Raw genomic sequence first — 12,902 nt, forward strand, 5'->3', positions numbered from 1 at the left:
TCAGGCGGCCAGCCGCCCGTCCCGCCAGCGCCTGAACGGAGCGAGCGCGTCGTCCATTTGGATCGCGCGCCGCATCGCCAGCGTCAGGACGGCAATCGCGGCGATCATGTTGACCGGAATATGCGTATATTCCGCTATCGCCCGACCAAAGAGCGGCGCGATCCAGGCATAGGCGAGCCAGCCCGGCTCGCCCGCCAACACGCCGCGCGCGCGCATGTCGGCATAGAGAAACGCGATGGCGACGCCCAGCAGCACGAAATCATAGTCCAGCACATAAGGGGTTGAGAGCAGCGCCGCGCTGAGCACCGCCGCGCCGCGCACCGCCATGGTTCCGCGCCGGCTCGCCAGCGCCGCGAGCGCGATGGCGATGGCTGTGATGACGCCCTGCACGCCATAGGCCAGCGCGATAGAGCCGCCCCATTGGCGGACGGCGGCGAAGGGGCTCTGGATTTTTTCCCAGCCCGTCGCGCCCGCTTCGATGATGATGTGGCGGGTCAGCGACAGCGAATCGATGAAGGCGGCCCAGACCGGCCAGCCCCATATGGCGAGGGTCAGCAGGCAAAGCCCCGCCACCGTCAGCCCGGCCGACAGGAAGGCGCGAATATTGCCGCGCGCCAGAATTACGATTGGGATCAGCACGGCGAATTGCGGCTTATAGACCAATGCGCCGAGCAACATGCCCGCGATCCATGGTCGCCGGTCGAGGAGCAGCATCCCTCCGCCCAGCAGGCTGGCCGTCATAAAGGCGTTCTGGCCATGGCCCAGACACACCAGCACCACTGGCGCGCCAGCCGCGACCAGCAACGCATCCCGGCAATCGGGCAATATGCGCCGCACCACCAGCAGCGCCAGCGCCAGCGTCATTCCCTGCCAGATCAGCAGCGCGGCGACATAGGGGAACTGCGCCAGCAGCGATGCGATGATCAGGAAAGGCGGGGGATAATGCCAGCCATAGAAGGGGATGGCGGGATCGTCGTGAATCTGTTTCTGCACCTCATGCTGGGTCGGCCAATCCCACGCCTGCGCGGCGCGGCCATGGTCGGCCATCCATCCGGCGGTCCAGACGTTGGAAAAATCCGTGCCCAGCGGACGACCCAGCGAATCCACCGTGCCATGGGCGGTTGCGAACAGGTAAAGCAGGCCGATCACGGTTGAAGCCAGCACCAGCGCGGCGGTCATCCGCACGCGCGCGGCCGTGACATGGCGGTCGATGGAAAGCCCTGCGATCATCGCGCTTTAGTGACAAGGCTGGCTCAACATTTGGTTAAGCATGATGGTGCGGGATCAAAAATGACCTATTTCATCCGCACAAGCGCGATAAAGCGTCTTGGCTCCCTTGCCTCTTGCCTCTATTCGCCCATGCCACTAGGGCAGTGGCTGAAAGCCATTCATAGACCCAGTGTACCAAGAAGAAGGACCACTCATGAGTGAGACCGCGGATCGCGTAAAGAAAATCGTCGTCGAGCATCTGGGCGTGGAAGCCGAGAAGGTGACGGAAGACGCCAGCTTCATCGACGATCTGGGCGCCGACAGCCTCGACATCGTTGAGCTGGTCATGGCGTTCGAAGAAGAATTCAGCGTCGAAATCCCCGACGATGCCGCCGAGAAGATCGCCACCGTCAAGGACGCGATCGATTATATCGACAGCAAGCTGTAAGGCGGATTTCCGGGGCGAGCCCATGTAGGCAGCCCCGGTTTGACCTAAATAACAGGCGGCTCTCCTGCCGGTCATGCCGGATCGTGGGGAGCCGTTTCGCATCTGGCCGTCTTTCACCCCTTCGACAAGCGGTCGCCAAGCCGCTATTGGAACGGCCGGGAGCAGGAATGAAGTTTGGAGCTACGCTATGCGTCGTGTCGTCGTAACAGGCCTTGGCATGATCAGCCCGCTGGGTGCGGATGTCGAGACCACATGGAAGAATATCCTCGCCTCCAAATCGGGCGCGGCCCAGATTACCCGGTTCGACGCCACCGACTATAAATGCCGCATCGCCTGTGAAGTGAAGCCCGTCGGCCATGAATATGGCTTCGACGCTTCGCTGGAGGTTGACCACAAGATCCAGCGGCAGGTCGATCCGTTCATCGTGTTTGGCATCGCCGCCGCCAGCGAGGCGCTGCGCGACGCGGGTCTGACCGACATGACCGAGGAGGAGCGTCTGCGCGCGGGCTGCTCCATCGGTTCGGGCATTGGCGGCCTGCCGGGCATTGAGAGCGAATCTCTGGTGCTGGCCAATAAGGGACCGGGCCGCGTGTCGCCGCACTTCGTTCACGGCCGCCTGATCAACCTGATCTCGGGCCAGGTTTCGATCAAATATGGCCTGATGGGCCCCAACCATGCCGTCGTCACCGCTTGCTCGACCGGCGCCCACTCGATCGGCGACGCCGCGCGGATGATCGCGATGGACGATGCCGACGTGATGCTGGCGGGCGGCGCGGAAAGCGCGATCTGCCCCATCGGCATCGCGGGTTTCGCGCAGGCGCGCGCGCTCTCCACCGGCTTCAACGATACGCCGGAAAAGGCAAGCCGCCCTTATGACGTCAACCGTGACGGCTTCGTCATGGGCGAAGGCGCGGGCGTGGTCGTGCTGGAGGAATATGAGCGGGCCAAGGCGCGCGGAGCGAAAATCTATGCCGAGGTCGTGGGCTATGGCCTGTCGGGCGACGCCTATCATGTGACGGCGCCGCATCCGGAAGGGTCGGGCGCCTATCGTTCGATGGAAATGGCGCTGAAGAAGTCGGGCCTGTCGCTGGCCGACATCGACTATGTGAACGCCCATGGCACATCGACCCCGCTGGGCGACGAACTGGAACTGGGCGCGGTCAAGCGGCTGTTCGGCGGCCATCTGGCCACCATGTCGATGTCGTCGACCAAGTCGGCCATCGGCCATCTGCTGGGCGGCGCGGGCGCGGTGGAGAGCATTTTCTGCATTCTCGCCCTGCGCGACCAGATCGTGCCGCCGACGCTGAACCTGGACGAACCGAGCGAGAGCTGCCTTGGCGTCGACCTGGTGCCCCATGTCGCCAAGCAGCGCAAGGTGCGCGCGGTGCTGAACAATAGTTTCGGTTTCGGCGGCACCAACGCCTCGCTGATCATGAAGGCGATCTGACGGTAACGCCATGCGTCGGCTGGGCTGCATCATCTTGCTGATCGGTCTGGCCGTCGCCGCTCTGGTGACGTTCCAGTTCGTGCGCGGCTGGACCGAGGATGGTCCGGGCAAGGACGTCATCGTCGTTGTTCCTGAAGGATCGACGCTGGCCGATGCCGCCATTATGTTGAAGGGGGCAGGGGTCATCCGCTCGGCCGACGCCTTCGTCGCCCGTGCGCGCGTCTTCGGCGGCGGCGCGTCGATCAAGGCGGGCGAGTTCCGAATCCCGGCCGGCGCCAGCAATCGCGACATATTGGCGATTTTGCAGGGGGGGAAGGCCGTCACCCGGCTGGTGACGATCCCCGAAGGGATGCCGTCCGTTCTGGTCCACGAGCGGCTGATGGCCAATGACCAGTTGACCGGGGACGTCGCGGTGCCGGAGGAAGGCACCGTCCTTCCCGACAGCTATGCCTTTGACAAGGGCGAGCCGCGCGCCGCCGTGCTGACGCGGATGCAGACGGCGATGACGAAGTTCCTGTCGGCCGAATGGCCCAAGCGGTCGCCACGCGCCGTAGTCAAGACCCCGCGCGAGGCGATCATCCTCGCCTCCATCGTCGAGAAGGAAACCAGCGTCGCGGCCGAACGGCCGATTGTCGCGGGCGTCTATGGCAACCGGCTGCGCGCCAACATGATGCTTCAGGCCGATCCGACGATCATCTACCCGATCACCAGGGGCAAGCCGCTGGGACGCCGGATCAGGAAGTCCGAAATCGCGGCGGTCAATGATTACAACACCTATGCAATGGTGGGTATGCCCAAGGGGCCGATCGCCAATCCGGGGCGGCTGTCCATCCGGGCGGTGTTGCAACCGGCTGACACCAGAGCGCTCTACTTCGTGGCCGACGGCAAGGGCGGGCATATATTTGCCAACACCTATCAGGAACATAATGAAAATGTCCGCCGCTGGTTCGAAATCCGGCGCGCGCGCGGGGAACTCTGACCGCGCGAAACGATCACCGGATGATGAGGGTTACCGTTTAGTCAACCTACTAGTGGTCAGTGTTTCCGCCATGACCTAAGCCTGCATTCGCCGATCAACGGCGGAGGGATTTACCCGAAAGAATAGCGGATTATGGCGCGGCTGTGCTGTTTGCCATGGCTGCAATCTCGACCTCCGTCGCTTCGGAGGGCGGGTTTCCTCCATGTCATCGAAGGAGATCAAGATGAAACGCGCGATCCTCATTGCCCTTGGTTGCGGCGCTGCATTCTGGGCCTTGCCCGCCAGCGCCGTGCCGTCGAGCTTTCAGCAGACCTGCACCGACATCAAGCTGACGACCACCCGCGGCTCGGCGACCATCTCGGCCAACTGCAAAAAGCGGGATGGCACCCCCATTCCGGCGTCGCTCAAGCTCAAGAACTTGACCAACATCAATGGCGTCCTGACCTTGAACCCGCAGGATCCGGGCGCGTCGTTCACGCTGACTTGCTTCACCCCGACACTGAAGCCGGAGTCGGTCACGCTGTCGGCGCGTTGCCAGGACTCAAAGGGTGTCACTTAGCCGTGGACGTCAGTTGTCTTGCAAAATATCGGCAATTTTGACGGCGTGCTGAAATACGCGGAGTAAGGCCCGGCGAGCGAGCCGGCTGTCGTCGATCCGCAAGCGGGTATCGGCTGCCTGGTCAATCGACAGGTGCCGAAAAGTGCCGAATGGCGAGGAAGGGCATGGTCGTGACCATGCCCTTTTTTGCATGACCCAGATCCGTTCCGGCCCGCGGCGCCATGGCCTGGGCCGGTTCGCCAGGGCAACGAAAGGCGGGTTGAAGGCGCGTAAAGATATGCCATCAATGGCTGATGCTTGCGCGCCGGGCGCAGCCGCCTATCTGTTCGCCATCACGAATCATCACGGGACTTTGCCGCCATGACCGCCACTCACTCCACCCGCATGTTGATCCTGGGTTCCGGCCCGGCTGGTCTGTCCGCCGCCATTTACGGCGCGCGCGCCGGCCTGGCCCCGATCGTGGTGCAGGGGATGCAGCCCGGCGGCCAGTTGACCATCACCACCGATGTCGAAAATTATCCGGGCTTCAAGGATGTGATCCAGGGCCCCTGGCTGATGGAACAGATGCAGGCGCAGGCCGAGCATGTCGGCGCGCAGATGATGTATGACCAGATTGTCGACGTCGACCTTTCCGAACGCCCCTTTCGCCTGCGTGGTGATGGCGGCACGCTCTATGTCGCCGACACGCTGGTCATCTGCACCGGCGCGCAGGCCAAATGGCTGGGCGCGGATGGGGAGCAGTTGTTGCAGGGCAAGGGTGTTTCGGCCTGCGCGACCTGCGACGGCTTTTTCTATCGCGGCAAGAAGGTGGTGGTCATCGGCGGGGGCAACACCGCGGTCGAAGAGGCGCTGTATCTCACCAACCACAGCCATGACGTGACGCTGATCCACCGTCGCGATTCGTTGCGCGCGGAAAAGATCCTGCAGCAGCGGCTGTTCGCCCATCCGAACATCAAGGTGCTGTGGAACAAGGCGATCGACCGTTTCGTCGGCGGTGGTCAGCCCGAGGGGCTGGTGGGTGTCGACCTGATCGACACCGTGACGGGCGAGAAGAGCCACATCGAAACCGACGGCGCGTTCGTCGCCATTGGCCATCAGCCCGCGACCGAGTTGTTTGTCGACAAGCTGCCGCTCGACGAAGGTTATCTGCTGGTGGAGAAGGGCACGACCCGCACGGCGGTGCCGGGCGTGTTCGCGGCGGGCGATGTGACCGACAAAATCTATCGTCAGGCGGTGACTGCGGCCGGCATGGGCTGCATGGCGGCGCTGGACGTGGAAAAATTCCTGGCGGAAGCGGATTTCGAAATGGTGGCAGCCGAATAAGCGGCTGCGCATGGGAAATGGGGGGCGGGATCAGCCCTCCAGCTTGCTTCCCAAAAAGGCGGTCAATGTGCCGAAGGTTTCGAACGTGTCGCCGTCAATATCCTCATCATCGATCAGGATGTCGAAGCGATCCTCCATTTCGGTCAGCAATGTAGCCACCGCCATGGAATCCAGTTCAGGCAGAGCGCCGAACAGCGGCGTTTCCGGGGTGAAGCCGTCGACCCGATCCTGCGACAGCGCCAGCGCGTCGCGCAACAGCGCGCGCACCTGCTGGGCGAGTTCCGACATGTGGTCGACCTGTTGCGGGTTGGTGGCGCGCATGGTGGCGGTCGCCTTAGCGGCTCAAGGTTCAGCCGACAAGCGCGGAAATGGCTGTTTTCGCGCTCGGTAGCCAACTGGATGCAAAGCGCGGGTTGAAACAGTCGACCCGCCACAACACTTCCCGCCGCTCCATCCAGTCCGCCTTGTAGCCATTGTCGCCCGTGCCGTAATCGATGCGGGTGACGCCATCGCGGTCGATGGCGTGGGCGAACATCGCATGGCCCAGCAGCGTGCCCGGCGATAAGGAATCGTGCGCCCGGTCGTGCGCCAGTTTGTGGATCAGCGCGCGGCCATGGTCGACCGTCCACAACTGCGTTGCGATCGGTTCCCCATGGAGTTCGGCAAAGCCGAAGCGCAGCGCGCCGGCCGCGCCCTCCCGCTCCGCCAATGCGCGCAGCAAAGGCAGGCCGGGGTCGGCCTCCTTCCAGCTTCGCGCATGAATGGCGACATAGGCGTGCCAGTTCTTCGGCGAAAAATGGTCAGCGATGCGGATGCGAAGCGGAGAGCGATGCGCCTTGCGCTTGATGGTGGTGCGAAGTTGCCCGGGGCGTCCGGCCCAATATTGAGCGAAATCGCGCCCGGCGAGGTCCAGATCGTGGCGCGCGCCATAGGCCCGTCGGAATGCCAGCCAGCCGGCGTGGCGAAACGCGCCCATGAGCAGCGGAGCCATGCCGTCGTCCAGCGTGACAGGATAGAAATCCGCCATCGCCACGTCCCGCTTCATCAGGCGGGCGATGGCTGTCAGCATCGCCTGTTGCCCGTCCCTGTCGGGATCGCCCAGAAATATGGGATTCCAGGAAAAACTATACCAGTTCGCCAGCGCCGATACGCGCCGCGATTCCCGGCCGACGAGGAACATCCATGCCTGCGCATCATCGTCGCCTTTGGCCTGAAATGCGCGGATCGGCAAGCGACCGAAACAATGGCGATGCAGCGATTCCAGCCAATCCAGCCGATCGAACAGGCAAGAGGCATGGGCGCGCGACAACCGGTCGCCGACCAGCGAGCGCACTTCCGACAGGCTTCGATATTCCCTTGCGACCTGCAACCGACTATCTCCCGGTTCATGCGGGCGGGGTTTAATGGGAAAAACTGGAGATGATGTTAACCACAGTCCCCGAAAATCCGCCGATTGCAAGGCCGATCGACCATATTTTGCTGGATGGCGCGCCAGACGCGCCGGCGCTGGACGGCCGATCGGGGCTGCACAGCTATGCCGAACTGGAGCTGTGCGTCGGTCGACTGGCGGCATGGCTCGCGGGTTTCGGCCTGCCGCCGGGCGCGCGGGTGGCGAGCTGGATCGCCAAGGGCCCGGTCGCCGCGCTGATGCCGCTGGCCGCGCCGCGAGCGGGACTGGTGCATGTGCCGGTCAATCCGCTGCTCAAACATGCGCAGGTCGCGCATATCCTTTTTGACAGTGGCGCGCGGCTGCTGATCGGCACGGAAAGCCGGATCGCCACGCTTGGGGCCGAGGACATTCCGCCCGATTGCGCGACCCATCGCGAGGATGATGCGGCCTGCGCCATGACGGGGGGCGAGGCGATACCGCCCTCCGATGCCGCTCCGGACGATCTGGCCGCCATCCTCTACACCAGCGGATCGACCGGGCGGCCCAAGGGGGTGATGCTGTCCCACGCCAATTTATGGCTGGGAGCGGCGGCGGTGGCCGATTATCTCCGCATGGGGCCGGATGACAGGACGCTGTGCGTGCTGCCGTTCAGTTTCGATTATGGCCAGAATCAGCTGTTTTCGACCTGGAAGGCGGGGGGATGCGTCTATCCGCTCGATTATCTGACGCCGCGCGATGTGATGAAGCTGGTCGACCGGCGCGATATCACCACGCTGGCGGGGGTGCCGCCGCTGTGGGTGCAACTGGTCGAGCTGGACTGGCCGGTGGAGGTGGCGGCCAAGCTCCGGCGGCTGACCAATAGCGGCGGCGCGCTGACCCGGCCGCTGGTGGCGCGGATGCGGGCGTTGTTCCCGCAGGCGGATCTTTATCCCATGTATGGGCTGACCGAGGCTTTCCGGTCCACTTACCTGCCGCCTGCTCTGGTCGACAGTCATCCCGATTCCATGGGATCGGCCATCCCCTTTGCCGAGATATTGGTGGTGCGGCCCGACGGCAGCGTCGCGGGGGATGATGAGCCGGGCGAACTGGTTCATTGCGGTCCGCTGGTGGCGCAGGGCTATTGGCGCGACCCTGAACGCACGGCTGAGCGTTTCCGGCCAGCCCCGCCCGCGTCAACCTATGGCGGCATGGCGGTATGGTCGGGCGACACGGTGCGGCGTGATGGGCAAGGCCTGCTCTATTTCGTCGGGCGCGACGACGCGATGATCAAGTCGGCTGGCAACCGGATCAGCCCGACCGAGATCGAGGAGGCGGCGGTCGCGGTCGAGGGCGTCTCCGAAGCGGTGGCGCTGGGCGTGCCCGACGACCGGTTGGGGCAGGCGGTGCTGCTGATGATCCGCGCGGCGCAGGATGTCGTGCCGCTGGTCGAGGCGCGGTTGAAGGCGGAGTTGCCCAATTTCATGCATCCGCGCGCCATCCGCGCCTTGCCATCCTTTCCGCGCAACCCCAATGGCAAGATTGATCGCGTGGCGCTGGCCCACGCGCAGTTGCACCCGGAGCAAGACGCATGAAGCCCATGGGGCCAATCCCCGCCTGGTTTGCCGGTGAAGAGGGCATGTTGCTGATCGGCGGATGCGGTGCGGCATCGCTGGTCGACGACGCGGGCGACACGCCGTTGTTCGTCTATGACATGGCGATTATGGAGGCGCAGGTGCGCCGGTTGCGCGACGCTATGCCAGAGGCGTTGGACATTCATTATGCGATCAAGGCCAATCCCTATCCGCCGCTGCTGGAACGGATGGCGACACTGGTGGACGGGTTCGACATTGCGTCCGGCGGCGAACTGGACCGGGCGCTGACGGCGGGCATGGCGGCCGACCACATCAGCTTTGCCGGGCCCGGCAAGCGCGACGACGAACTGGCCGCCGCCATTTTCGCGGGCGCGACCATCAACCTGGAATCGGAAGGCGAAGCTCAGAGGGCTCTGCGCTTCGCGGCGGAGCAGGGGCGGACGGCGCGGCTGGCGGTGCGGGTGAACCCGGATTTCGACCTCAAAGGCTCGGGCATGCGGATGGGCGGCGGGGCCAAGCCCTTTGGCGTTGATGCTGACCGGGCGGCGGCGTTGGCCCGTCATGTCATCGACGCCGGGGCCGACTGGCGGGGCTGGCATATCTTTGCCGGTAGTCAGAATCTGGACGCCATGGCGATCATTGAAGCGCAGGCGGCGACCATCGCGCTGGCGGCCCGTTTGTCCGAACAGGTGGGCGTTACGCCCCCGCTGGTCAATCTGGGCGGCGGCTTTGGCGTCGCCTATTTCCCTGGCGACGTGCCGCTCGACATCCGGCCGATCGGCGTGGCGCTGGGCGCGGTGCTGGACGAACGCCCGGCCATTTTGCGCGACAGCCGTTTCGCCATGGAACTGGGCCGCTGGCTGGTGGCGGAGGCGGGGGTTTACCTGACCCGTGTCGTGGATGTGAAGCAGAGCCAGGGCGAGACGTTCGTCGTCGTCGACGGCGGCCTGCACCATCAACTGGCCGCGAGCGGCAATTTCGGCACGGTCGTGCGCCGCAACTATCCGATCGCTATCGCCAATCATTTCGGCGCGCCGCCGGCCGGAGACGCGGTGAACGTGGTCGGGTGCCTGTGCACGCCGATCGACCGTCTTGGGGACAAGGTTGCGCTGCCGCTGGTCGCGGTCGGTGACCTTATCGCCATTTTTCTTGCCGGAGCCTATGGCGCTTCGGCAAGCCCCATGGCGTTTCTGGGGCATCCCGCGCCGCGCGAGATGCTGCTGGACTGACGGGTCAGGACGAAGGCTGGATGGCGCAGGTTCCCCGGTGAATCCAGCTGACGTCAACCGTCACGGCATCGGCGGCGCGTGATACGAATGCGCTCATCGTGCCGGGCGTGCCCGGCAATTCGTCGAGCAGGATGAAGGAAAAGGCCTTGCCCATGATCGTCTTGCCGACCTCGACATGGCGGGGCCAGTAGTCGGCGACGCGGTCGAATGTCGGGCCGGCCATGGCGAATAATTTCTGCGGGTCGCTGGCGATCTTGTAGGAAGGATCGGGCGCTGTGCCGGGCTCCGCCGTGCCGACGCCCACAGCCTTGGGAACATGGCCTGCGCCAAGGACCAGCGTGAACTGAGACGTTTGGCCGTAAATGATGTCGCTTTCGGCCTGCGCTTTTGCCGGGTCGATGTTGGTGGCGTGATGGACAGTGCAAAGCAGGGTGCGTTCGGGCGCGTCCTGATCGGGCACCTGTGGCGCGCCTTCGTTAAAGGGCACATCTTCCTTGTTCAGTTCCTGCGCTGCGACGGCGGGGGCGATTCCGCCCAGAAGGAGTAGCGTCGGCAGAGCGATGCGGAAGGAAGCGAACATGGTCATCCGATCAATGGGGCAAGAGGCAGAAAAAGGCCCGGCGCAATTGCGCCGGGCCAGTTTGTCGCATGTATTGCAGTGATTAGCCGCCGATCGGGCGACCGAATTCGCCGGTGTTCGGGCACCAGCTGCGCTGACCACGGGTGTGGATCGTCAGCTGCGTGCCATCGGGATCGGTCGGATCGTTGAAGGTGCGCTGGATGGCGACGCGCCAGGCCGGCGGCAGCGGCATGAAGCCGGACGAAACCAGCAAGCCAAGCGCGTTGTCCGAAATGGTGCGGTTCTTCATATAGTAGGTGATGAAGCCGTTCAGCACGGTGCGCGAAGAGTTCACTGCGTAGCAGCTATAACCCAGATAGTTGGACGTGCCGACGATGGCATAGGCGCGAACGTCGGTCGGGTTGGCCAGCGGGCTGGTCTTCGACGCGGGTTCGACCCAGTCCTGCGGCTGGTTGCGGCAACGGGCGCTGAGGTCGTTCGACGCACAGGCGCCGACCGGCGTGTAGACGCCGCTGCTGTTGGTTTCGGGCGGCAGGACCGAACCGAAGGCGGCGTTGATGGCGACCGGGGTCGGCGCACGGAACGCGCCGGCGGCGTTCTGGACGTCCGAGGTGTGCAGGTTGAAGGTGTTCTGTTCGGTGAACAGCACGCCGGGCAGCACATAGTCGGGGCCGACATAGCCCATACGGCCCTGGATCACCGTGTCACCGGGGGTCGAGGTCGGATCCTGGGTGAAGTCCAGATATTTGGCGACGCCGTCATTGCCATCGGCGACGGTGTACTTGCCCGCCACTTCGGCGTCGTTGCCGGTGTAGAAGACGCGGCCAGCGCCGAAATTGTCGGAGGTCTTGTCCCAGACCGCGCCGACCAGATCGTCGCCATTGGCGGCGGTGGTGGTGCGGGTCGAACCGCCGGCATCCTTGTAGGTGCCCGGCAGGCGGCTGGTCGAGTCGCCATAGTTGTTGCCCGGCACGGCGGCGCAGGCATTGGCCAGGAAGCGGGTCCACAGCGAGGTCGTGCCCGAGCTGTCCTGACGGCCGACGATCTGCAGCGGCACGCTGAACGTGTCGGAGTCGCTCGGATCCTTCAGCGAGACGTTGCCGTTCAGCTGAGTCAGGCGCGCAAAGTTCCAGTTCTTGATCTGGCCGTTGAAGATCTGGCAGACGGCGAGCTGGCTGAGGCGCAGACCGCCCGTGCCGTCGGCGCGGGGGAAGTTCAGGTTGTAGCTATATTCGGTGATCGAACCGTCGCCCTGGCGCACCTTCTTGTAGACCGGATCATAAGCGATGGTCACCGGCGCGATCAGCAGCGGGAACTGGACCATGGCGCCATAGTTGTAGCGCGGGTTGGGATACTGGCCCGACGGGGGCGTGACGCCCGGCGCGACAACGGTGACGCCCTGGACGGTGCCGCCATTGTTATAGGCGTTGACGTCGCTGGTGCCCAGCGAGGTTTCCGACAGCGCATAGTGGATCGCCGGGAACAGCTGCGTGCCTTCGGCGGGATCGATGTCGCCAGCGACGGCGGGCGAGTGGCTGTAGAAGGCGGCGATGCCGGTGCCCGAACCGGTCGACTTGTAGGTCACGCGGTGGTTGGGGTTGAAGTCGGTGGTGGCGCAATCCTGCGGCGGCGTGCCGGCAAAGTTGAAGTCGGGCAGCGTCTGCGTCGTCGGCGGGGTGCCGGCGAAGATCAGGTCGGTCTTGACGCCGTAGCAGTCAGCGGCCTGGCGCCAGTAGGGGGCAGGCAGCGACGCGCCGTTGCCATAGGCATTGAGAACGGTCTGGGCGCCGGAAACGGCCGGCAGGCCCGCCGCGACGACAACGGCCGCCGAAGCAAGAAACTGAACTGTACGAAGCATGAAATCCTCCTGTTCGAAACACAAGCGCATGCGCTTTCCGAATATTCAGGGCATGAATATTCGAAATTTTGCCGATACCGGCAAAACTGTCATAAAAATGAAACTTTAAATGGAGCGCCGGCCATGGCGCTGTTTCAGATGGCCTAGAATATACCCCACCAAATAACGACCTTTTTTGAGTCGCTATGACCAAAAGCCTTATTCTCGTAGGAGATTCGACTCTTCAATGCGGTATAGACACTAGGACAGTAACAATTTTATGACATGATTCGGTAAGGGGACTTTAGGGGCTGTCCTCTTGTCGCGTCG

General features: G+C 64.0%; 12 protein-coding genes. 7 read left to right on the forward strand and 5 right to left on the reverse strand.

The annotated features are described in order from the left end of the window. A complete protein-coding gene (locus GGR44_RS00285) occupies positions 1–1,230 on the reverse strand; it encodes a glycosyltransferase family 87 protein (RefSeq protein ID WP_183953458.1) in 1,230 nt (409 codons plus the stop codon). A gap of 193 nt (positions 1,231–1,423) precedes the next feature. Here GGR44_RS00285 and GGR44_RS00290 point away from each other — a divergent pair, with 193 nt between their 5' ends. The 5 genes from GGR44_RS00290 to trxB all read left to right on the forward strand — a co-directional run bounded on the left by GGR44_RS00290 (position 1,424) and on the right by trxB (position 5,965). Continuing rightward, positions 1,424–1,657, forward strand: coding sequence for an acyl carrier protein (locus GGR44_RS00290; RefSeq protein WP_183953459.1), 234 nt, complete (start codon positions 1,424–1,426; stop codon positions 1,655–1,657). Between the two features lie 187 nt (positions 1,658–1,844). Next, positions 1,845–3,104: a beta-ketoacyl-ACP synthase II gene (gene fabF / locus GGR44_RS00295; protein ID WP_183953460.1), complete on the forward strand. Its 1,260-nt coding sequence runs from the start codon at positions 1,845–1,847 to the stop codon at positions 3,102–3,104. A gap of 10 nt (positions 3,105–3,114) precedes the next feature. Further along, positions 3,115–4,083, forward strand: coding sequence for an endolytic transglycosylase MltG (mltG, locus tag GGR44_RS00300; RefSeq protein WP_183953461.1), 969 nt, complete (start codon positions 3,115–3,117; stop codon positions 4,081–4,083). Between the two features lie 223 nt (positions 4,084–4,306). After that, complete coding sequence (locus GGR44_RS00305) at positions 4,307–4,642, forward strand: CVNH domain-containing protein (protein ID WP_183953462.1); 336 nt, start codon at positions 4,307–4,309, stop codon at positions 4,640–4,642. A 360-nt stretch (positions 4,643–5,002) separates the two neighbouring features. Beyond that, positions 5,003–5,965 (forward strand): thioredoxin-disulfide reductase, encoded by a 963-nt coding sequence (trxB, locus tag GGR44_RS00310; RefSeq protein WP_183953463.1) that lies wholly within the window; start codon positions 5,003–5,005, stop codon positions 5,963–5,965. A 30-nt stretch (positions 5,966–5,995) separates the two neighbouring features. Here the strand turns inward: trxB and GGR44_RS00315 are convergent, their stop codons facing one another. Next, a complete protein-coding gene (locus GGR44_RS00315) occupies positions 5,996–6,286 on the reverse strand; it encodes an acyl carrier protein (RefSeq protein ID WP_183953464.1) in 291 nt (96 codons plus the stop codon). A gap of 28 nt (positions 6,287–6,314) precedes the next feature. After that, positions 6,315–7,334 (reverse strand): GNAT family N-acetyltransferase, encoded by a 1,020-nt coding sequence (locus GGR44_RS00320; protein ID WP_183953465.1) that lies wholly within the window; start codon positions 7,332–7,334, stop codon positions 6,315–6,317. Positions 7,335–7,384: 50 nt separating this feature from the next. Between GGR44_RS00320 and GGR44_RS00325 the strand changes: the two genes are divergently transcribed. Beyond that, on the forward strand, positions 7,385–8,926 hold the full coding sequence (locus tag GGR44_RS00325; protein ID WP_183953466.1) for an acyl-CoA ligase (AMP-forming), exosortase A system-associated: 1,542 nt from the start codon (positions 7,385–7,387) through the stop codon (positions 8,924–8,926). Further along, positions 8,923–10,155: a pyridoxal-dependent decarboxylase, exosortase A system-associated gene (locus GGR44_RS00330; protein WP_183953467.1), complete on the forward strand. Its 1,233-nt coding sequence runs from the start codon at positions 8,923–8,925 to the stop codon at positions 10,153–10,155. The genes GGR44_RS00325 and GGR44_RS00330 overlap by 4 nt, the downstream gene beginning before the upstream one ends. A gap of 4 nt (positions 10,156–10,159) precedes the next feature. On the opposite strand, the gene GGR44_RS00335 is transcribed toward GGR44_RS00330, so the two are convergent. Together GGR44_RS00335 and GGR44_RS00340 are read right to left on the reverse strand one after the other, a co-directional pair. After that, positions 10,160–10,741, reverse strand: coding sequence for a hypothetical protein (locus tag GGR44_RS00335; RefSeq protein WP_183953468.1), 582 nt, complete (start codon positions 10,739–10,741; stop codon positions 10,160–10,162). A gap of 76 nt (positions 10,742–10,817) precedes the next feature. Beyond that, positions 10,818–12,593, reverse strand: coding sequence for a substrate-binding domain-containing protein (locus GGR44_RS00340; RefSeq protein WP_183953469.1), 1,776 nt, complete (start codon positions 12,591–12,593; stop codon positions 10,818–10,820). Positions 12,594–12,902 lie beyond the last annotated feature (309 nt).

This window comes from Sphingobium fontiphilum (genome assembly GCF_014196635.1).
Lineage (GTDB): Bacteria > Pseudomonadota > Alphaproteobacteria > Sphingomonadales > Sphingomonadaceae > Sphingobium > Sphingobium fontiphilum.